The sequence below is a fragment of the Paraburkholderia piptadeniae genome, assembly GCF_900007165.1.
GTDB classification, from domain to species: Bacteria; Pseudomonadota; Gammaproteobacteria; order Burkholderiales; family Burkholderiaceae; genus Paraburkholderia; species Paraburkholderia piptadeniae.
Map to the genome: position 1 here is coordinate 103,010 of NZ_CYGY02000034.1, position 20,774 is coordinate 123,783.

The window sequence follows — 20,774 nt, forward strand, 5'->3', positions numbered from 1 at the left end:
CGGGCGAACCAGGAAACCTCGATGTCCGCACCGATCTCCAACGTCCGCCCAAAACCGGACACAGTACTGGTCGATATCGTCGACTATGTGCTGAATGAAAAGCTCGAGAGCGATCTCGCGCTGGAGACCGCGCGCAACTGCCTCATCGACACGCTCGGCTGCGGACTCGAGGCCCTGTCCTACCCTGCCTGTACCAAGCTGATGGGACCGCTCGTGCCGGGCACGATCGTCCCGAACGGCGCAAAGGTGCCGGGCACGCAGTTCCAGCTGGACCCAGTGCAAGCCGCGTTCAACATCGGCGCGATGATCCGCTGGCTCGACTTCAACGACACCTGGCTTGCGGCCGAATGGGGCCATCCGTCCGACAACCTCGGCGGCATTCTCGCGACGGCCGACTGGCTCTCGCGCACCGCGATCGCGAACGGCAAGAAGCCGCTCGTGATGAAAGACGTCCTGATCGCGATGATCAAGGCGCACGAAATTCAAGGCTGCATCGCGCTCGAAAACTCGTTCAACAAGGTCGGCCTCGACCATGTGCTGCTCGTGAAGCTCGCTTCGACGGCAGTGGTCGGCCAGTTGCTGGGGCTGACGCGCGATGAGCTCATCAACGCAGTCTCGCAGGCGTTCGTCGATGGACATGCGCTGCGCACGTACCGCCATGCGCCGAACACGGGCTCGCGCAAGTCCTGGGCAGCCGGCGACGCGACGTCGCGCGCGGTGCGTCTCGCGTTGATCGCGAAGACGGGTGAAATGGGCTACCCGTCAGTGCTGACGGCAAAGACGTGGGGCTTCTACGACGTGCTCTTCAAAGGGCAGCCGTTTAAATTCCAGCGCCCGTACGGCTGGTATGTGATGGAGAACGTGCTCTTCAAGATCTCGTTCCCCGCCGAATTCCACGCACAGACGGCCGCCGAAGCGGCGATGACGCTGCACGAGCAGATGATCGCGAGCGGCAAGCGTATCGAAGACATCGCGAAGATCACGATTCGCACGCATGAAGCGGCGATCCGCATCATCGACAAGAAAGGGCCGCTCGACAATCCCGCCGACCGCGATCACTGCATCCAGTACATGATCGCCGTGCCGCTCATTTTTGGGCGCCTGACGGCCGCCGATTACGAAGACGCAGTCGCGCAGGACCCGCGCATCGACGCGCTGCGCAACAAGATGGAATGCGTCGAAGACCCGCAGTTCACGAAGGATTATCACGACCCGGACAAGCGCTCGATTGCGAATGCGCTGACGGTCGAGTTCACCGACGGATCGAAGTTCGACGAAGTAGTCGTCGAATATCCGATCGGTCACAAGCGTCGCCGCGCCGAAGGCATCCCGCTGCTGGTCGAGAAGTTCAGGACGAACCTCGCGCGGCGCTTTCCGGCGAAGCAACAACAAGCGATCCTCGATGTGTCGCTGGACAAGGCAAAGCTAGAAGCGATGCCGGTCAATGAATACGTCGATCTGTACGTCATTTGAGTTCAGAAACGTAGCAACGTCATTTCCTCGAAACCCCAGGACAATTACCATGGCCCACAACCTCCACAAAACGCTCAAGGAATTCGACAGCGGTTCCGGCAAAGGCAAGTTCTATTCGCTGCCGCAGCTCGGTAAGGCACTGAACGTCAAGATCGACCGCCTGCCGGTTTCGATCCGCCTCGTGCTGGAATCGGTGCTGCGTAACTACGACGGCAAGAAGATCTCGGAAGAACACATCGAGCAGCTCGCGAACTGGAAGCCGACGGCTGCACGCGTCGATGAAATTCCGTTCGTCGTCGCGCGCGTCGTGCTGCAGGACTTCACGGGCGTGCCGCTGCTCGCCGACATCGCGGCAATGCGCGGCGTCGCACAGCGCGCGGGCAAGAACCCGAAGTCGATCGAGCCGCTGGTTCCCGTGGATCTCGTCGTCGACCACTCGGTGCAGATCGACCACTTCCGCGAGAAGGGCGCGCTGGACCTGAACATGAAGCTGGAATTCCAGCGCAACAACGAGCGCTACCAGTTCATGAAGTGGGGCATGCAGGCATTCGACACGTTCAAGGTCGTGCCGCCGGGCGTCGGCATCGTTCACCAGGTGAACCTCGAGTACCTCGCACGCGGCGTGCACAAGAAGGCTGACAACGGCGACACCGTGTACTACCCGGACACGCTCGTCGGCACGGACAGCCACACGACGATGATCAACGGCATCGGCGTGGTCGGCTGGGGCGTGGGCGGCATCGAAGCGGAAGCGGGCATGCTCGGCCAGCCGGTGTACTTCCTGACGCCGGATGTCGTCGGCGTGCACCTGAAGGGCAAGCTGCGTGAAGGCGTGACGGCGACGGACCTCGTGCTGACCATCACCGAGCTGCTGCGTAAGGAAAAGGTTGTCGGCAAGTTCGTCGAGTTCTTCGGCGAAGGCACGCGCTCGCTGTCGCTGCCGGACCGCGCGACGATCGGCAACATGGCGCCGGAATACGGCGCGACGATGGGCTTCTTCCCCGTCGACGAAAAGACGATCGACTACTTCAAGGGCACGGGCCGCACGGACGCGGAAATCTCGTCCTTCGAAAACTACTTCAAGGCGCAGGATCTGTTCGGCATTCCCGACGCAGGCGACATCGACTACACGAAGGTCGTCACGCTCGATCTCGGCACGGTCGCGCCGTCGCTGGCCGGTCCGAAGCGTCCGCAAGACCGCATCGAGATCACCAACGTCAAGTCGACGTTCACCGATCTGTTCTCGAAGCCCGTCAACGAAAACGGCTTCGCGAAGAAGGCTGAAGACCTGAACGCGCAATACACGACGAGCAACGGCGTCAACGTGAAGAACGGCGACATCCTGATCGCCGCGATCACGTCGTGCACCAACACGTCGAATCCGAGCGTGCTGCTGGCGGCCGGCCTGCTGGCGAAGAAGGCTGTCGAAGCCGGCCTGGAAGTCGCGCCGCACATCAAGACGTCGCTGGCTCCGGGATCGCGCATCGTCACCGAGTACCTGACGAAGACGGGCCTGCTGCCGTACCTCGACAAGCTCGGCTTCACGCTCGCTGCATACGGCTGCACGACCTGTATCGGCAATGCGGGCGATCTGACGCCGGAACTGAACGAGTCGATCACGAAGAACGACATCGTCGCGGCAGCCGTGCTGTCGGGCAACCGCAACTTCGAAGCGCGTATTCACCCGAACATCCGCGCGAACTTCCTCGCATCGCCGCCGCTGGTCGTCGCTTACGCGATCGCGGGCAACATCACGCGCGACCTGATGACCGAGCCGGTCGGCAAGGGCAAGGGCGGCAAGGACATCTACCTCGGCGACATCTGGCCGTCGAGCGAAGAAGTCAACGCGCTGCTGAAGTACGCACTGGACGCCGACGCTTTCCGCACGAACTACTCGCAGCTCACGAAGAAGGGTGATCTGTGGAGCAAGATCGAAGGCGAAGAAGGCCAGGTCTACGACTGGCCGAAGTCGACGTACATCGCCGAGCCGCCGTTCTTCGGCTCGGACTTCTCGATGGAGCCGGCTTCGAGCATCGCTGCCGTGAAGGGCGCGCGCGCACTGGGCATCTTCGGTGACTCGGTCACGACCGACCACATCAGCCCGGCCGGCTCGATCAAGGAAGATTCGCCCGCGGGCAAGTGGCTGAAGGCGAACGGCGTGCAGAAGGCCGACTTCAACAGCTACGGCTCGCGCCGCGGCAACCACGACGTGATGATGCGCGGCACGTTCGCGAACGTCCGCATCAAGAACCTGATGATCCCCGCGAAGGCAGACGGCACGCGCGTCGAAGGCGGCCTGACGATTCACCAGCCGAGCGGCGAACAGCTGTCGATCTACGACGCAGCGATGAAGTACATCGACGCCGGCACGCCGACCATCGTGTTCGCGGGTGAAGAGTACGGCACGGGCTCGTCGCGCGACTGGGCGGCGAAGGGCACGCAACTGCTGGGCGTGAAGGCGGTTGTCGCGCGCAGCTTCGAGCGCATCCACCGTTCGAACCTGGTCGGCATGGGTGTTCTGCCGCTGCAGTTCAAGGGCTCGGATAGCATCCAGTCGCTGAACATCACGGGCGAAGAAACGTACGACGTCGAAGGCCTCGGCGACGACTTCAAGCCGCAACAGGAAGTCACGCTGGTGATCCATCGCAAGGACGGTTCGGAGCAGCGCGTCCCCGTTCTGCTGCGTATCGATACGCCGATCGAAGTCGACTACTACAAGCACGGCGGCATCCTGCCGTTCGTGCTGCGCTCGCTGCTCGCAGCGTAAATCATTGCTTTGCAGGTGCTGCGTTCTCGTTGAGGACGCAGTGACTTTTGAGAGCCCGGTTATGCCGGGCTTTTTTTTGGTTTGTGGGAATGGGGGAATGTCTGGGTGCGGGCCAAGAAGCGACATTAGTACAAAGGGACGCCGGCGGACGGCCAACCGTCGGATGTCGGCCGGCCAGCGGACACTCAGCGTGCCGGATCGCGATCCGGTGCTTGAGGCAACAAGCTTAGGCACACCAAAATTGGCATTGCCTCTCACCTTGCACGCGCTACCCTGAGGCAGACCGAAATTAATAAGTATAGATAGGAAGGGTAGCAATGCTCTGCCATAACACCATCCTTATAGGAAAAATCAAAAAAGATTAAAAAATTAATTTTTAGTAACGCAGTGACCTATATTTCATTCGAACAGCTTAAAGAAGCTAACAATCCTAATTAGGAGGTTACTGCTTCAGAACACTTCATCACTGGTCGACATTACATCGGGCAATACCAACACTCGTGCCCCGCTCAATATAAGCGGGCGGCGCGATGGTTAACTTGTTCTGTCCGAATTTAAGTAATCCAACAATACTTCGGCCGACTCGTTGCGCCACTGCTGCCCGGCGTGTCGTCATAAACAGCCTTCGATATTTTTATTATTTAAAAAGGAGGCCCATTATTCAACGTTTCTGCGTTATTTCTCAATAGACCCTACCATTGATATTCCTGGAGCCAAATATGAAGAACCTGGCTTTAGTTGCGTTGGCTGCGGTGCTGGTCGCTCCCGCAGCTTCCGCCCAAACCATCGAAGACGCCAATGCGCCCAGCGGAGCACATTTTTCAACTGCCCAGCCGGCATGCACCGTAGATCAAGCTACGCTGGATGTCAGCTGTACCGGGGCCACTATCGGTGGGATCGGCCACACTAACGCGAATTTGAATTTTTCAGTGACATACACAGGCACCGTGCAGTGCACAAACCATGGCGGCCAGGTCGTCGATGTGAAGACGCAGACCACGGATGCTATTCCGTCGACAAAACTGACAGCTTCCAAGAACGGGCAACTCACCGTGCCGGCGGTCAGTGTGGCGGCGCCGACCGCCCAGGACTTGCTAGCCGATGCCACCTGCCCCAACGGGAACTGGACCAAGCAGCTGGTGGCAGGCCCAAAGCTCGCGAATTTCGTATATACGATCACATTCGTGGGCTTCAGCGGGCCGTATTTCAGTATCAGTTTTGTTGCTCCTTGATTGTGACTTAGCACAGGCTTTGGCGCATTCGACGGATGCGGGAAACACGACATTAGCGAGAGCGTTCTACGCCGTAGGGATGGGCGTGCCAGCATCCGCTGGCACGTCTGCAATCGGTGGCGGCTGGTACCGTCATTTCATGCGGTGCCACGCCCGCTTTTCCTGAATCATCGGATGCGTGGCCATGCCACAAGACGTTCACCTTAATTTCCGCGTGCGGCATGTCCCACATGCACCGCGCGATTTTTTGCATGCCCGGTGGATGCTGCTGTTCAGCCTGCTGCTTACCGGATGCGGCGGAGGGGATTCCGCCCCAGCATCAATGGCAGCCCCGCAGCAAACTTCGTCGGGACCGGGCCTCTCGGTCGCGCAAAGCACGTCGCCAGCAGGGGCAAAATCGGCATCGTCGGCCGTGACGGACGAAGCTGCCGTACCTTCGGTAGAGTCTGCCAGTATGGTGCAACTTCGCGCGCTACCGCATCTGTCATCGCTGTCCGACCGTGAGAAGGCGGGGTTGCTCATGCTGCTGCCCTCCAAGTCGTCTTCGCAACGGCTCGCATTGATTAACATGTATCCCAGTCTGGTCAGGCTGCCGGAGCAGCAAAAGGAGCTGTTGCTGGACCAACTGGAAAAAATCGTCCCGGTCACGGTAAGTCAGCGTCAATGACCACTTTCCGGTCAGCGGTCGTTGGTTGTGGCTTGTTGGACACCTGCAAGGCATTGCGATGAAGCCTTTTGGTTGCGCGCGGAAACGTACCACTGTAGCGGTGGGTACTGGGAACCGAAAGACCCAGCATCGATACACGACAACATCACCAACCAGTCGCGAACGGCCATCTACGGCCGTCCCCCTTTGCGCTCAGATGGTCATCCAACCGGCTGCTCGACTCACATTACGGACCTGCAGGCCACGGGCGTGCGTGGCCCTCTCCAAGGCAAAGCCCAGCCTTCACATCGGCGGCACCACGCCGTCCTTTTCGACCACGACGCGCTGCGCAACGTAGGTCCCCTGCGACGCAGGCGTTGCGACCACGAACACCTTCTTGCCTGGCATGAGGTCGCTTTGCGTCGCGGGCGTGAACGTGACGACGGGCACGTTGGGCGGCACCGTCACCACGTTGCTGCCGCCCTTGTACGACAGCTTCAGATCCCGGCCGCTCGTGCTCTGCACGACGGTGTCGACGTTCGCGTTGGTCATCGAGCTTTTCGGGCCCAGGTCCCACGCGTAGTGCCCTTCACCCGTGCCGCGCGCGGACTCGGGGAACACCACCACTTCCGTCGCTGTCAGCTTGCCGTCGGCGCCCGTGGTTGCAGCCGTGCCGATAAACGTACCCGGCTTGATATCCGATAGCTGGACCGCCTTCACAGCCGAAACGTTCGCAGCCGGCTTCACATCGATCGACACAGTATCGCCGCTGCGGCGATGGACCTTGAGCGTCTCACCGTCGTGCGAGACGATTTCGCCCCGGATGCGCGCGGGCTTCGTGGCGGGCGCCTGCGCGAAAGCAGCGCTCGCGAGCGCAGCAGCCATAAAGGCTGCGCCAAGTTTGATGCGGAAGGACATAGAAGCTCCCAACTTGATGATTGAAGGATGGAGGAAAAACATCGTTGCCTCACGAGCCGCTGAACCAGTTGTAGCCCTGGTTCTCCCAATAGCCGCCCGGATACTGGTTCGTGATTTCGATAGCGACGATATGCTTGGGATTCTTGAAGCCGAGCTTGGTCGGCACACGCAGCTTCATCGGGAAGCCATACTTCGGCGGCAGCACGTCACCGTCGTAGGTCAGCGTGAGCAGCGTCTGCGCGTGGAGCGCTGTCGGCATGTCGATGCTCGTCCAGTAGTTGTAGTCCGCGCAATGCAGCGACACGTACTTTGCAGTCGTGTCCGCACCCGCGCGGCGCAGGAATTCGGAAAAACGCACGCCGCCCCAGCGACCGATCGCGCTCCATCCTTCGACGCAGACAAGACGCGTGATCTGGCTTTCCTGCGGCAGCGCGCGCAGTTCGTCGAGCGTCCATGTACGCTTGCCGCGCGCGAGGCCGCTGACCTGCAGACGGTAGGTCGCGGCATCGACCTCGGGCACATCGTCCATCTCATAGAACGCGTTGAACGGAAACGGCCGCGTGATCATCGATTCCGGATACGTGGGCGCCAGCTTGTTCGGATCGAACAGCAGCGCCTGCACGTCGTCGTTGAAGAACGAGATGCGGCGCAGCGCGGTATTCACCGCCTTGTCGTTGGTCAGATCGCAACCGGACAGCAGCGCGATCCCGCCTAGCGTCAGCAGCCGCCGGCCGAACAGGCGGCGCGCGGGCGATTTGAGTTCGCGCTGTGCGTCACGGATGATCGATTCGCCATGCGTCGCGAGAAAGGTGCCTTGTTGCGCGGTTCGTTTTCGGATCGTCATGATTTACCGTCCGCGTATCATCAGCAGCAGCGAGCGCGGCACGAGCGCGACCATCGCGACGTGAATGACGAAGAACGCCACCAGTACGCTCATGCACACGAAGTGCACCACGCGCGCGTTGTCGTATCCGCCCATCAGCGTGCGCAGCAGCGGGAGCTGCACCGACTTCCACACGGCAAGCCCCGACAACACGATCAGCACGATGTCGGCGATCACGACGAGATAGGCGAGCTTCTGCACCGCGTTGTAGTGCGCGAGGTCGTCGTGTCTCAGGCGCCCGCACAGCGCAGCGACCAGATCGGCGGCCAGCTGTTTCGGCCCGACAGGCAGCAGCTTGCGTCGAAAACGTCCAGACGCCAGATTCAGCGCGAAATAGACGATGAAATTGGCGACCAGCAGCCACATCACGGCGAAATGCCATAGCAGCGCTCCGGCGAGCCAGCCGCCAAGCGTGATCGAAGGTGGAAACTGAATGGCGGGAAAGATCGGCGACGCGTCGTAAATTTGCCAGCCGCTCATTACCATCAGCACGACCGCGATAGCATTGATCCAGTGCGTAATCCGCACCCATCCGGGTTGAACCATGTTGTGACTCAAGATCACTCCAGGTTTGGTGGCATTCATTCGGTTTGGTGGCATTCATTTCAGCGCCGCGGGAGCCTTCGAGGCGGACACTGTCAGCGCCGGCACAGGGCGCAAGCAGGATCGGACAACGAACCGCGCTCCAATCGTCAGGCTGCCGAACACAAGCGCTAACGCGATTGATCGACGGTTATTCCGTTGTGCCTGAAAATTTTCTTCTTGCAATCGACTTTCAATGGCGATGCGCACCGCGCGGGAACGCCGTCCCGCCGCACAGGCGATGCAGCATGCGGCGTGCCCACCCAGGAACGCCTATGATGTCCCTACGATGCCCCATCGGCCACCGCAAGCGCCCGCACCCCATGAACCGTTTCCTCATCGTTATCGGCGTGCTGTGCCTTCTCGCCGGCCTCGGCTGGCGGTGGCTCGCGCGCATCCCGTTCGGCCGGCTTCCTGGCGACATCCACATCGTCCGTGACGGATTCGATCTTCACTTCCCGATCGTCACGTGCATCGTGATTTCGATCGTGGTATCCGCGCTGCTCTGGTTCTTGCGGCGTTAAGCGCATCCTCGCGCCGGAACAGCACGCGGCGGAATGCGACCACGAACAGCATCTCAGCCGTGGTCATCCCGCATCTCCAGCGCTGACGAACAAAGCGGAACTCTTCTCCTCAGCGTGTCGAATTTGATAGTCTTCGTTCGTCGTCTCCAGGGCAGCATGCGGTTTTGCCTTTGCATCGAGCCAACACTGACAGGAGATTTGCCATGAAGATTCAAAAGATCACGCCGTTTCTCTGGTACTCCAACGAAGCTGAGGAGGCCGCTGCTTTCTATGCGGGTATCTTTCCGGACTCGCGTGTGATCCGGGTCACTGGGGTGCCGAGCGCCGGTTCCACGAAGCTCGTCGAGTTCGTTCTCTTTGGGCAGCCCTTCTTCGCGATGAGCTCGGGGCAACCCGATCCGTTCAACCACTCGATATCCTTGCTGGTCAACTGCGACGATCAGGCAGAGCTCGACCGCTATTGGAACGCCCTTCTCGAAGGCGGCTCGACCGACGCGTGCGGCTGGCTGAAAGACCGCTTCGGCGTTTCGTGGCAGATCGTTCCAAACGATCTCATCCCGATGATTGCAGACCCCGATCCAGTCAAGGCGAAGCGCGTTGCGGAAACGATGATGACGATGGTGAAATTCGATGTCGCCGCGTTGAAAGCCGCCTATGCAGGGACGGCGGGCTAACCAAAAAAGGCCTGTACATCGCGTGCAAGAGAGGGCGTCGGCCAGCTTTGCCCACTTCTAGCCGACGCTCATCACACACGGTCGAGCCGCAAGCGCCGACTACCGCTGATAAAACCCCACCCGTCCCATCACTCGCTCGACATAGCGCCGCGTCTCCGCATACGGCGGAATCCCGCCGCCGAACTTCCGCACGGCGCCCTCGCCCGCGTTATACGCCGCGAGCGCCAGCGACACATCGCCGAACGTCGCAAGCAACGCATCGAGCAAACGCGCGCCCGCCAGAAGGTTCTGCGCGGGATCGAACAGATCGTCCGCGCCCTGCTGCCTGCCTGTCGGCGGCATCAATTGCATCAAGCCCATTGCGCCCTTCGGCGACACAGCAAATGGATTGCCACCCGACTCGACATCGATGACGGCCATCAGCAGCGCTTTGTCGACGCCGACACGCTGCGCACGTCATCGACGAGCGGCGTCCACGCCAGCACCTTCGACAATGCACCGCGAGCGCTCGTCGGCGCTGCAAACGAAGCATCCAGTTCGATCACCAGCGACTGACCGCCCGCATCGCGGCCCTTCAATCCGCCGATCACCATCTCGACGCGTCCGGCCGCCCGCACCTCGTCAGCGTCACCCATCGCAACACCCACGGACAACGCGAACAACACGACGCGCAGCATCAACGCGCCGTCACAGTAACAGCATCGTTGGCCGCGTCCGCGCGAAACGGCGACTGCATCCGCACGATCGCCTCCGACTCCAGCGCAATCGGCCAACGCTGGCTCAGCAATCCATCGACGAGCGTAGTCCGGCACAAGCGGTCAGGCCGTCGCGGCGACCCATATGCATCGACGTTCGCATCAGCGGGCTCGCGCGAAAACAGGCCATTCGCCGCGACGTTGCCGATCACATTCGTCGCGTAGTACATGATCTTGTTGACGAGCGGCACAACCAGATCGAAGCAGTAGTGCACGCGCAGCTTCAGCAGATTCGCATCCTGCACATTCACATCGGACTCCGCGCCGGGCGACGCATCGCGATACATCAGCGTGTCGTTCGGAATCTCTTCGTGCGCGATGCCCTCGTCGGGATAGAAGCGCGTGCGCGCGAAGTCACGCGTCATCGCCGCCGTCGGGCTGACAATCGCAATCGACGCCGCATTCGTCACCGCGCTTCGTGCCGCAACCATGGCCGACTGCACGCCCGGCGCATCGGCATGCCGCGCGTACAACGGTGCGAGACCGCGAGCGAGACCCGCTTGCATCGCCTGCATCGATCCATGATTCACCGCGCCTTCGCGCGCCGCTTCGAGCACGGCGACATCGAGCGTGGACTTCGCCTGATACAGCAGCACGAGCTGCACGGTCGCGGAACCGAAGAACAGCAGCAGCGGCGCGACGATCAAAAATTCCGTCATCGCCTGCCCCGTCGCTCGCCGCTTGTCCACGTATTCATGCATCACGGCAGCGCCCTCCAAGCGAGCCTGTCGCCGATACAGATGCCGCACACATGCGCCGCATTCGCGTTCATCTCCAGCACGCTGCGCGCGCGCCAGCAAAACAGCATGCGCGCGCGTTGCACGTTCCGATGGATCGCCAGCACGCAATTGCGATCGTCGATAAAGACCACGTCGATCGGAAAGCGCATGCCGAACGTATGCACGGCATTGCACGGTTCGAGCCACAACGCTTGCGCCGCATCGAGGCACGAGCGACCGAGCAATCCACGCATGCGTTCGAGCGCGTGTTCGGCCACGTCGAGCGCGACGCGCGTCGCCTCGCCGCGATGAATCAGTCGCGCACGTTTCATAGCAAGCCCTCCTGCATGAACTTCATCGCAATCGGAAAGCCGAGCACGATGAACGTCACGGGGAAAATGAACATGAGCAGCGGAAACACCAGCTTGACGGGCGCTTCCATCGCCTGCTTCTCGGCGCGCTGGAAGCGTTCCGCGCGGCGCTGCTCCGACTGGAAGCGCAGCGTCTTCGCGAGCCCCGAACCCATCCGCTCCGCTTGCGCGATAGTCCGCACGAGATTCGACACTTCGCCGATACGCTGACGTTCGTCCAGACGTCGCAATGCATCGGTTCGATTCAATCCCGATTTGAGGTCGCGCAGCACGTGCTCCAGTTCGCGGCGCAAGGGTCCATCAGGACCTTTCTCGACGGCTTTCTGGATCGCGCCGTTGATATTGAGTCCCGCCTCGACGGCAAGCGTCAGAAAGTCCAGATAAATGGGCAACTGACGCAGCACGTTCGCGACGTGCCTGCGCCGCACATCGCGCATCCAGATGCGCGGATAGAAGTAACCGATGCTCATCGGCAGCAACAAAGCGATCCATGAGAACAGGCCGCTCGCGAACATCACGATAAGAGCCGACAACAACGCGCTCATCGACGAAACAATCGACAGCGCAAGAAACTGCCGCGCGTTCATCAGGAAGTTCAGCGACGTGAGACGCAGCTTTGCATCGATACGCTCGACCAGCCGCGCACCGATGCGCGCCCCCACGTGATGCGCGACAAAGTTCACGACGGGCCACACGAAACGCAGCAACGGCGGCAACGGATCGAGCCACGTGCGGTCCTCATGCGGCACGGCGCGCATCAGCGCACTCGCCGATCGCAGCGCGAGCGCGCACGCCAGCATGAAGCCGGTGCCGATCACGATAGATAGAACGAGCCGCATCACGGTCTACACGTCGATGCGCACGATGCGCGCAATCGACCGATAGCCGAGCCATTCCATCACCGCGATCACGGCGAGCGTGCCCCAGCCGATGGGCGTCGTAAACAGCGGCGCCATCGCGACGGGCTCCAACGCGCGCAACACCATCATCAGAAAGAGCGGCAGACACGTCATCACGATCCCCTGCATGCGCCCCTGCGATGTCAGCGCGCGAATCTTGCCTTCCATCTGCAGCTTGCTTTGCAGCGTGCGCGCCACGGATTCGAGCGCGTCCGCCAGATTGCCGCCCACTTCGCGCGAGATGGTCACGGCGGCCGTCACCATCATGAAGTCGGGTACAGGTATGCGTTTTTCGATGTTGCGCATCGCGATGTCGAGATCGATGCCGAGCCGGATCTCGCGCAGCAGCAGGTCGAATTCCTGCGAAATGGGCGGCACCGATTCCTGCACCGCGCTCTCCAGCGCGATCGGGAAGCTGCCGCCCGCGCGCAGCGCGCCAGCCATCATCAGCAACGTGTCGGGCAACTGGCGTTCGAGCGTGCGGATGCGGCGCGCGCGCATCCATCCGAGCACGCGTCGCGGCACGAGCCATGCGAGCGGCAGCGATGCGAGCGCGAACAGAACGCTGCCGCTCAGCATCAGCGCAAGCACCGGCAGCGCGGCCATCGCGAGCAAGGTCGCCGTCGCCGCCTTCTGACGATTGACGAACACGAACACATCGGCCAGCGACTGCTCGACTTCGCTCGCAAGATGACGCGCGCCTCTCGCGAGCACGAGATGCGCGGCGCGCGCCATCGACCAGACGATGACGGACGCGCCGCAAAACACGAACACGAAAAACAGCTTCATCGATTGGGCCTCACTCGTGGCGCGTGAAGATCGACGTATCGACGGGAATGCGTCGGCGAATCAGATCCTGATAGAAGTCGGGGATATACGAAGTCGGCACGAACTGCCCGCGAATCCGCCCGCTCTCGTCGAGGCCCGCCTCTTTGAACACGAACACGTCCTGCAACTGGATCACGCCCGACTCGATGCCGCTCACTTCCGTGATGTGCGTCACGCGCCGCGCTCCGCACGAGAAGCGCGTCTGCTGCACGATGATGTCGACGGACGCGCACACCTGCTCGCGTATCGCCTGCACGGGCAGTTCGAGCCCCGCCATGAGCGTCATCACTTCGAGGCGCGCGATGCAATCGCGCGGCGAATTGGCGTGCGCAGTGGTCAGCGAGCCGTCGTGGCCCGTGTTCATCGCCTGAAGCATGTCGAGCGCCTCGCCGCCACGGCATTCGCCGACCACGATGCGATCGGGCCGCATGCGCAGACAGTTGCGCACCAGCTCGCGTATCGTGACGGCGCCCTTGCCTTCCATGTTCGGCGGTCGTGTTTCGAGCGCCACCAGATTCGGCTGCGACAGTTGCAGTTCGGCCGCGTCCTCGACGGTAACGATGCGTTCCTCGTTGGGGATATAGTCCGACAGCACGTTGAGCAGCGTGGTCTTGCCCGAGCCGGTGCCGCCCGAAATCACGATGTTCGCGCGATGTTCGACAGCCGTGCGCAAGAACGCGAGCATCGCCGGCGACAGCGAGCCGAACGCAAGCAGATCGTCGCCGCGCAGCTTGTGCTGCGGGAATTTGCGCACCGTCATGCTCGGCCCTTTCAACGCGAGCGGCGGAATGACGGCATTCACACGCGAGCCGTCTCGCAGGCGCGCGTCGACCATCGGCGAACTCTCGTCGATGCGGCGGCCGATCGGCGCGACGATCCGCTCGATCGCGCCCAGCACGGCCCGCTCGTCCGTGAAGATGACGTGCGAACGCGTCAGGCGTCCTTGCTGTTCGACGAAGATCTCGTCGTGGCGGTTGACCATGATCTCGGAAATCGTCGGGTCCGCGATCAGTTCTTCGAGCGGACCGAGCCCGATGATTTCGTCGAACACGCTCTTCTTCAGCGCCGACAGCGGAATCTCCGAGTGATGAAAACTCGCGTCGCGCGCGAGCAAATCGTCGAGCGCATCGCTGACGGTCGTGCGCAACTCGTCGTCCGCCATCCGCGCAACGTTCAGGCGGCGCAGGTCGAGCGCCGCGATCACCTTCATGTGCAGGAGCTTGCGCAACTCGATGCCTTCCGCGCTGTTGATCGGCGCAAGGCGCGGCGCGGCCATGCGCGACGGCGCGGAAGTCGACGAGACTTCGCGTGAGGCATGCTCGCGCCGTGGCGCCGCTTCTTCCGGCACGCGCGGCTTCGATGCTTCCTCGGCATCGGGCAATGGCGACATCGTTGTGTGAGCCGACGGAATCTGCATCCCCGCAACCTTCAGCACCGTCATGCCGATCTCGATCTGGTCGCCTTCGGCAAGCGGTCCGTAACGCACGACAGGCGTGCCGTTCACCGTCGTCGCGACGATGCCGCCGTGGTCTTCGACATACCACGCGTGGAAGTCCTTCACGATCCGAGCGTGCGTGCGGCCAACCAGCATGCCCTTGATGACGATATCGCACGCCGCGTCGCGGCCGATCGTGCACATGCCATCGACATGCACCATCCGAACGGGCGCATTGCGCGCTTGTACTTGCAGTTTCAGCATCTCGATCAATGAGCCTCGTAAGCGGGCGCCTGATCGCCGGGTGTTGCGGCGGGCGCGGCGGGTGCGGTATCGCGTTCATGTGCGCGCGCATCGGGCGCAAGCGGACTGGCCGCGCCGTAGCGTTCGCCATAACGCTGCGCACCTTGCTGCGCGCGCGCGAGCAGCCCCGTGTTCGGTTCGCCCGACGGCTCCGAGATCATCGGCGTCACGAAGATCACGAGATCGCTGTTCTTCGCGCGGAAGCTGTCCGAGCGAAACAGCTGCCCGATGATGGGCAGACGCGCCAGATACGGCATGCCCGCCGATGCGTTCATCGCATCGGCGCTCACGAGCCCCGAGATCGCGATCGTCTCGCCCGCGCGCAACGAAATGTCCGAGCTGGCGCTGCGCGTCAGAAAGCCAGGAAAGCCGCCAAACGAAACCGATGGATCGATCTGGCTGATCTCCGTCTGCACGGTGGCCGAGATGATGTCGTTCGCGTCGACCACGGGCTTGATGTTGAGCCTGATGCCGTACGGCTTGTACTCGACATCGGTGGTGCCGAGCGCGCCCGCCTTCGGAATCGGCACTTCGCCGCCTGCGAGGAACGTCGCGGTGCCGCCGCTCTTCGTATTCAGCTCGGGCGCGGCGAGAATGTATGCGTCGCCGTTGTTGATCGCAAAGTTGATGCGCGACGTGATCGTCGATGCGATGCCTGCGAGGAAGAAGTTCGCGCCGCTCGTCGCGCCGGAGCCGAAAAGACCTTGTCCCGACACCTGCGGCCCCGCGAACTGGCTGTCCCACGCAATGCCGATATCCTTCTGCCCCGTGCGCGTGACTTCCATGATTTGCACCTTGAAATGCAGGGTTTTCTTGAGTGCGTCGCCTTCGTCGATGGTCGTTGTGTCGATGACGTTCGACATGTCGGCGATGGCCGCTTTGACGGCGGCCACCCTGTCGCGATGCACGCTGCCCGACAGCACGATGTTCGGCCCGAGTTCCTGCACGCGCACGCCGGGCACCGACGCGAGCACGCTGCGCAACTGCGCCGCCGACATGCCCACATCGCCCTTTGCGACGCGCACCGTCGTTTGCAGCGCGACGCCCTTCTCGTTCCACACGACGAGCGACGTCATGCCCGCGCTTTCGGCGAGCAGCATCACGCGCCCATCGACGACATTCGCCGTCACCAGCTTGCCATTGCCGATCGCGATGCGTTTGACGGTGCCCGGCACGTCGAGCATGCGAACTTCGCCTTTGTAGAGATCGAGCACGTCGCCGTTGTGCGCGGGCAATGGCGCGATGTCGCGCTGCGCGCCAAATGCGTGTGTAGAGCCAGCATCGAAGGCAAGCAAGCCCGTCAGCAACGAACCGGCGATCCGGCGACGCAGCGCCATCGAGTAGAAACCTGCTTTCATGAGTCGGATGAGTTCTTCTAGTTCTGGTTGCCCGCGCGGCGCGTGTCGTGCCGTTGCAGTTGTTGCGCAATGGCGGCAGCGCTTTCGTATAGCGTCGACGATGCGGACATGGGCTCGCTTGCGTCCTGCTCAACCCGTTTTACGCCGTCGACCGTTTTCGATTCGTGTGGCTTCGTCCCGTCCGACATCGGCGCAAACTGAACCGCACTCGCTGCGGCTGCGCCCGCGCCGCCGCCCGCGATCAGTTCGACGGACGCCTGCTTCGCAATGCGCTCCGCGGGAAACACGTCGCGCTCCGTCAACGCGGCGGGCGCTTCGCTGCTGCTGTCGTCGGCGTTCCTGAGGATGAGACGCAGCGCGCCCATCTTTTGCGCCAGCACGACGCGCGCGGCATCGGCGGCTGGAACCTGCATCGTCACAGTGTCGTAGCGCGACGCGTTGCCCGTGCTCTCGCTGTCGCCCGCATCGCGCGGCTTCACGCTCTGGCCCGTCGCGAGCACCAGCACGGCGGGCAGCAGCAGCCGCACCGTCTTGCCATCGTTCGACGACGCATCGGCTTGCGTGCCGACCCAGTACAGATCGACGCGATTGCCGGGCCGCAGCATCGACGCCGTCGAGTTCACCGCATCGATCTCCAGCGTGAGCGCGCGCTGACCGGCGGGCAGCATGTCGGAGAAATCGCGCCCGCGCAGCGCATCGATATCGCTGACGCGCAACGGCCGCCCGCGCAGCACCGCGCGCACGAGCTTCGCCTTTCGCCAGGCATCGAACGCATCGACGCGCACCATGTCGTCATAGACGAGATCGGCGGCGATCTCACGCGACACGAAATCGTCGCTCGACAACGGCGTGCCCGCAGGCACATCGCGGCGCGGCACGACGACTTCGACGCCGCGCTGCGCGAGCTTGCCCGTCGCTTCGGCGCGCACGCGCGCTTCGCGCTCGCCGAGATAGCGATAAACGAACGCGGTCAACGCGGCCGCCATCAGCACGGCAACGAACAGCAAAACCCACGCATTGCCCAGCAGCGAATGAAACCTGATCTTTCTGAACATCTGATTCGAAGCGACTGGTTACGGTAAAGAAAGCGCGAAGCCATACGCGCGATAAAGCGACCTGAAGGCCGCGGAAAGTTGGCTGACCATCGACGCATCGCCGCCCGCGACGAGCGCGAACACGATCACAGCCGTCACGACGAGATACTCGACGGCGGCCTGGCCGTGCTGTGCGCGTCTGCGCGAGCGCACGGCGTCAATGGTCCGTCGTCGCATGAATGACGGCCTCCGTATGTCCGTTGCGTTTCGAAAAGACGGCATCGATGCGGTCGCTTCCACGCTGCATCGCGAGCACGTCGCCCGCTGTACGCTGTGAGCCGTCGAGCGTCAGCGCGGGCGCCCGCGCGACTGTGCGCCAGCCCGCGTCCTCCAGTTGGCGCGCGTAGCGTTGCGCGTTGTCCGTGGTGTCGCCGTCGATTTCGAGAAGCCACGTGCGCCCCGTCTGCCACCCATCGCGGCTTTCGACATCGGATACATGCCGCGCGCCATCCGGCAGCGGAGCGAGCGAAGCGCCGTTGCGATGCGATACGTCGGCGACATCCAGACGCATCACGCTCATCAACCCTTTGGTCCGCGCGCCTTCGACGGCGCGCGGAATGACGAGCACGTAGTGGCACGCGCCGTCGAGCGCGGCGAGCAGCAGCCCCGACGCATCGCGCCGCCCCATCGCGGGCACATGCGCCCTCGTCCAGAACGCGCGGAATTCGTTCGATACGTCATCGGACGACGCGCCGAACTCCATGCCATAGACAGTGGCCGCCACGCCGTTGATCCACATGTCGCGGCCGATCATCTGCACGCGCGCCGCGTGAACGGGTTGCCGGTTGCAGGCCTCGCCGCCGGCAGCCGCGCTCGACGGCATCAGCGCCGCCGCACATGCAATGGAGAACATCAAGAGGACTTTCATCGCGCAAGCCTGTCAGCGGGCACGATCTCGTCGCGAATGCGGCCGATTTCGAGCGTGTCGATTTCAGGCGCGTATTCGCGCAGTCCCTGATAGAGCGACGGTGTAATCAACGGCGCGTTGGCAGCCGGCACGGCCTGTGTGAACAGCGCGCGCGCATGCGCTGCGCCTTGCGGCAACCACGCGTTCATGAGCAATGCGTTCGTGTCGCCGAACGCGAAGCCGTCGAAGCCGTGCCATAAACGCTGCAGCGCGACGTTATGCGCAGCCGTCGCGATGCGCAGCGTCGCCGTTTGCAGCGTGCGCGTCGGCAGGTCGAGCGTCGCAGCGAACGGTGCGCCGCTTGCCGTCGCGCCTGCCATCGGTATCGCGCCGAATCCGTTCGACGTGTACGCGTCGAGCTGCGTCGGCATGTCGGACTCGCCCGTGCTGACGGCCACATCGCTCGCGCTGTGAAGCAAGGCCTCGCCGCCATGGTCCTTCCACATTGCCGGTTGCGCGACTGCGAGGCTTTGCGCGTCGCGGTCCGTGCCCGCGATGGGCGCACCGTTGCCCGCCACCACGCGTGCAAGCACTTCATGCTGGATCTGCTGATCGCTCTTCTGCAACTGCAACGCGCCGCCGCCAAAACGCGCATACCAGTCGCGTGTCGATGAAACCTCCGCGCCTCCATCGATCCACACCGTGCGCTCCCACGCTGCGTAGCGCGATCCCATCAGCGTGTGATTGCGGACATCGTTGAACTTGCCGAGCATGACGATCGCGAGCAGCAGCACGCTCATCGCGAGCATCGCCGCGACGAGGAATTCCACCAGCGCCTGACCGGATTGCGCACGAGCGCGTCGTTCGACGCCGTTCGTTTCGATGACGTTCGTTTCGACGCCGTACGTTTCGACGACGTTCGTTTCGATGCCGTTGTTCATCATGGCTGCGCCACTTCCACACCGGATGCGATCTGCGCGGCTTGCGCGGCGGCGCGTTCGGCATCGCTGACGGGAGCCAGCGACGCCTGCCAGTACGGGCTGAACGTGCTCGGATACTCTGTGTTGCCGTCCGCGCGCGCCCACGCGTTCGCGTCGAGCAGCGCGCCCGCGAGTCTGTCGGTGAGCAGCGCTTCCGACGGCCGCACGAAGTACGCGTGCGCGCTCGCCAGCGCGCGCATCGTGCCGCCCGCGCTGCCGTTGTCGGCGCGCATGCGGCCCGCGCCGCCGAGCCCCGCTATCTTCTCAAGCGTCCCGGCTGCGCGCTCCACTTCGATTGTGATGCGCGGCGCCTCGCTCGCAAGCGGCGCGCCCGCCATGTCCTGATACGGCAGCAATCCGCCGTTCGCGGCATCGAGCGAAGCACCCGGACCCTGGGTGAACTGCTCGGCCATCGCGTCGGGCACGTGCACGCCCGGCTGCGTGCTCGCGGGATCGCCGAAATTCATGTAGCCGCCGTAGCCCTTCCAGTCGCTCCACGCGACGAACGGCGGTCGCGTCATGTAGCTGCGTACGTCGCCGTTCGCGCTGCCGCCGTGTCCCGCGATCGCGTCAAACGTATCGACGCAAGTGATCGTGATGTGCGCGGTGCTCGCGTCGATCGATTGCCAGCCCTTCTTGTCGCTGCGCAACTGCGTGCCGCCGACATGCGCGACGCGGATCGCGATGCGTCCGCCGTTGCCGCAGCGCGAACTCGTGTCGTCGATCTGCTGATAGTCGGGCGCGACGCTGCGCGACGACACGCGCTGCTTGACGAAGCCGTCGAGCGTCGCCGGGTCGGTGACGACGTCGGCGAAACGGTCGGCATTGAGGTTGCCCGCAGGCGTGACGATGGCCGTGTACGTCCGCCACGCGGCCAGTTGCGCTGCATTGCGCGGACTCGTGAAATAGCCGGCCGTTACATGCGTGTCGGGCTGATTGCGTTGCGCGACGTCGTCGGCTGCATCGGGGACGGCGGCGAACATCGCCGCGTGATAGTTCGTCTGCGCAGTGCTGAGCGCGCGCGTGATGCCGCCCACACCCTTCGCGACGACAGGCAGCAGCGCATCGAGCGCTGCGCGCACGGGCGCGATGTCGATTCGCGCGTGGTCGTTCGGCGTGCGCCACAGCGCCGGATGATCGGCGAAGGTCGTCACGAGCTGCTCGGTGTCGGGGTTGCCGATATACGTGTTGTCGAGTTCGTCGATCCACGACTTCAGCGCGACCACCTGCGCGGCGCTCACCTGATTGGCGACCATCGCGCGGTTCGTGTACGCGGAGAAGTTGTAGTCGCGCGCCTGGAGCACGGCCGCGCTGTAGGCGGCGGCATCGGCCGTGTTTTGCAGCTTGATCTTTGCGCTCGTCATCTGGAACGACCCGAAGGCGACATACAGACCGATGCCGCCCATCAGCAGGAACAGCAGCGCGGGCACCAGCGCCTGACCGGCGTGCACGCTCATGGACTGGCGGGCGGTGCGTTCCATGACGA

At 62.9% G+C, this 20,774-nt stretch carries 22 protein-coding genes; 6 read left to right on the forward strand and 16 right to left on the reverse strand.

What is annotated here, in order from left to right; genetic code table 11:
- Nucleotides 1-21 precede the first annotated feature (21 nt).
- The 4 genes from BN2476_RS18790 to BN2476_RS48285 all read left to right on the forward strand — a co-directional run bounded on the left by BN2476_RS18790 (nucleotide 22) and on the right by BN2476_RS48285 (nucleotide 6,139).
- Complete coding sequence (locus BN2476_RS18790; RefSeq protein WP_087735670.1) at nucleotides 22-1,473, forward strand: bifunctional 2-methylcitrate dehydratase/aconitate hydratase; 1,452 nt, start codon at nucleotides 22-24, stop codon at nucleotides 1,471-1,473.
- A 49-nt stretch (nucleotides 1,474-1,522) separates the two neighbouring features.
- Nucleotides 1,523-4,240 carry an aconitate hydratase AcnA gene (gene acnA, locus BN2476_RS18795; RefSeq protein ID WP_087735671.1) on the forward strand — a complete coding sequence of 906 codons (2,718 nt, stop codon included), beginning with the start codon at nucleotides 1,523-1,525 and terminating at the stop codon, nucleotides 4,238-4,240.
- A gap of 719 nt (nucleotides 4,241-4,959) precedes the next feature.
- Complete coding sequence (locus BN2476_RS18800; protein ID WP_087735701.1) at nucleotides 4,960-5,472, forward strand: hypothetical protein; 513 nt, start codon at nucleotides 4,960-4,962, stop codon at nucleotides 5,470-5,472.
- A 184-nt stretch (nucleotides 5,473-5,656) separates the two neighbouring features.
- A complete protein-coding gene (locus tag BN2476_RS48285) occupies nucleotides 5,657-6,139 on the forward strand; it encodes a hypothetical protein (protein WP_235850876.1) in 483 nt (160 codons plus the stop codon).
- A gap of 282 nt (nucleotides 6,140-6,421) precedes the next feature.
- Here BN2476_RS48285 and BN2476_RS18810 read toward each other — a convergent pair whose 3' ends face one another.
- From BN2476_RS18810 to BN2476_RS18820, 3 genes are read right to left on the reverse strand one after another with little or no spacing between them, the layout of a single operon-like run.
- Nucleotides 6,422-7,036, reverse strand: a complete 615-nt coding sequence (locus BN2476_RS18810; RefSeq protein ID WP_087735673.1) for a hypothetical protein — start codon at nucleotides 7,034-7,036, stop codon at nucleotides 6,422-6,424.
- A 49-nt stretch (nucleotides 7,037-7,085) separates the two neighbouring features.
- Nucleotides 7,086-7,880, reverse strand: coding sequence for a molybdopterin-dependent oxidoreductase (locus BN2476_RS18815; protein ID WP_087735674.1), 795 nt, complete (start codon nucleotides 7,878-7,880; stop codon nucleotides 7,086-7,088).
- 3 nt (nucleotides 7,881-7,883) lie between these two features.
- Nucleotides 7,884-8,504: a cytochrome b/b6 domain-containing protein gene (locus BN2476_RS18820; protein WP_162849257.1), complete on the reverse strand. Its 621-nt coding sequence runs from the start codon at nucleotides 8,502-8,504 to the stop codon at nucleotides 7,884-7,886.
- A 320-nt stretch (nucleotides 8,505-8,824) separates the two neighbouring features.
- Here BN2476_RS18820 and BN2476_RS18825 point away from each other — a divergent pair, with 320 nt between their 5' ends.
- Together BN2476_RS18825 and BN2476_RS18830 are read left to right on the forward strand one after the other, a co-directional pair.
- Nucleotides 8,825-9,025, forward strand: coding sequence for a DUF2905 domain-containing protein (locus tag BN2476_RS18825; RefSeq protein WP_087735676.1), 201 nt, complete (start codon nucleotides 8,825-8,827; stop codon nucleotides 9,023-9,025).
- A gap of 203 nt (nucleotides 9,026-9,228) precedes the next feature.
- Nucleotides 9,229-9,699, forward strand: a complete 471-nt coding sequence (locus tag BN2476_RS18830) for a VOC family protein (protein WP_087735677.1) — start codon at nucleotides 9,229-9,231, stop codon at nucleotides 9,697-9,699.
- Between the two features lie 99 nt (nucleotides 9,700-9,798).
- On the opposite strand, the gene BN2476_RS48290 is transcribed toward BN2476_RS18830, so the two are convergent.
- Genes BN2476_RS48290 through BN2476_RS18890 form a run of 13 tightly spaced genes read right to left on the reverse strand, consistent with a single transcriptional unit; the run spans nucleotide 9,799 to nucleotide 20,769 of the window.
- The gene (locus BN2476_RS48290; protein ID WP_235850877.1) at nucleotides 9,799-10,119 is read right to left on the reverse strand and encodes a lytic transglycosylase domain-containing protein; all 321 of its coding nucleotides are present in this window, start codon (nucleotides 10,117-10,119) and stop codon (nucleotides 9,799-9,801) included.
- The gene (locus BN2476_RS48295) at nucleotides 10,119-10,376 is read right to left on the reverse strand and encodes a hypothetical protein (protein WP_235850878.1); all 258 of its coding nucleotides are present in this window, start codon (nucleotides 10,374-10,376) and stop codon (nucleotides 10,119-10,121) included. The genes BN2476_RS48290 and BN2476_RS48295 overlap by 1 nt, the downstream gene beginning before the upstream one ends.
- The gene (locus BN2476_RS18840) at nucleotides 10,376-11,155 is read right to left on the reverse strand and encodes a TadE family protein (protein ID WP_087735702.1); all 780 of its coding nucleotides are present in this window, start codon (nucleotides 11,153-11,155) and stop codon (nucleotides 10,376-10,378) included. Before BN2476_RS18840 ends, BN2476_RS48295 begins: the two co-directional genes overlap by 1 nt.
- Entirely contained in the window at nucleotides 11,155-11,505 is a 351-nt protein-coding gene (locus BN2476_RS18845) for a DUF192 domain-containing protein (protein ID WP_087735678.1), read from the reverse strand. The genes BN2476_RS18840 and BN2476_RS18845 overlap by 1 nt, the downstream gene beginning before the upstream one ends.
- The gene (locus BN2476_RS18850) at nucleotides 11,502-12,383 is read right to left on the reverse strand and encodes a type II secretion system F family protein (RefSeq protein WP_087735679.1); all 882 of its coding nucleotides are present in this window, start codon (nucleotides 12,381-12,383) and stop codon (nucleotides 11,502-11,504) included. Before BN2476_RS18850 ends, BN2476_RS18845 begins: the two co-directional genes overlap by 4 nt.
- Before the next feature lie 6 nt (nucleotides 12,384-12,389).
- A complete protein-coding gene (locus tag BN2476_RS18855; protein WP_087735680.1) occupies nucleotides 12,390-13,232 on the reverse strand; it encodes a type II secretion system F family protein in 843 nt (280 codons plus the stop codon).
- 10 nt (nucleotides 13,233-13,242) lie between these two features.
- Nucleotides 13,243-14,970, reverse strand: a complete 1,728-nt coding sequence (locus BN2476_RS18860; RefSeq protein WP_087735681.1) for a TadA family conjugal transfer-associated ATPase — start codon at nucleotides 14,968-14,970, stop codon at nucleotides 13,243-13,245.
- A gap of 5 nt (nucleotides 14,971-14,975) precedes the next feature.
- A complete protein-coding gene (locus tag BN2476_RS18865; protein ID WP_087735682.1) occupies nucleotides 14,976-16,367 on the reverse strand; it encodes a type II and III secretion system protein family protein in 1,392 nt (463 codons plus the stop codon).
- Between the two features lie 17 nt (nucleotides 16,368-16,384).
- Nucleotides 16,385-17,422, reverse strand: a complete 1,038-nt coding sequence (gene cpaB, locus BN2476_RS18870) for a Flp pilus assembly protein CpaB (RefSeq protein ID WP_087735683.1) — start codon at nucleotides 17,420-17,422, stop codon at nucleotides 16,385-16,387.
- A gap of 18 nt (nucleotides 17,423-17,440) precedes the next feature.
- Nucleotides 17,441-17,638, reverse strand: a complete 198-nt coding sequence (locus tag BN2476_RS18875; RefSeq protein WP_087735684.1) for a hypothetical protein — start codon at nucleotides 17,636-17,638, stop codon at nucleotides 17,441-17,443.
- A complete protein-coding gene (locus BN2476_RS18880; RefSeq protein WP_087735685.1) occupies nucleotides 17,619-18,329 on the reverse strand; it encodes a hypothetical protein in 711 nt (236 codons plus the stop codon). Before BN2476_RS18880 ends, BN2476_RS18875 begins: the two co-directional genes overlap by 20 nt.
- Nucleotides 18,326-19,252, reverse strand: a complete 927-nt coding sequence (locus BN2476_RS18885; protein WP_235850879.1) for a hypothetical protein — start codon at nucleotides 19,250-19,252, stop codon at nucleotides 18,326-18,328. The genes BN2476_RS18880 and BN2476_RS18885 overlap by 4 nt, the downstream gene beginning before the upstream one ends.
- Entirely contained in the window at nucleotides 19,249-20,769 is a 1,521-nt protein-coding gene (locus BN2476_RS18890) for a pilus assembly protein TadG-related protein (RefSeq protein ID WP_087735704.1), read from the reverse strand. Before BN2476_RS18890 ends, BN2476_RS18885 begins: the two co-directional genes overlap by 4 nt.
- Between the last annotated feature and the right edge of the window lie 5 nt (nucleotides 20,770-20,774).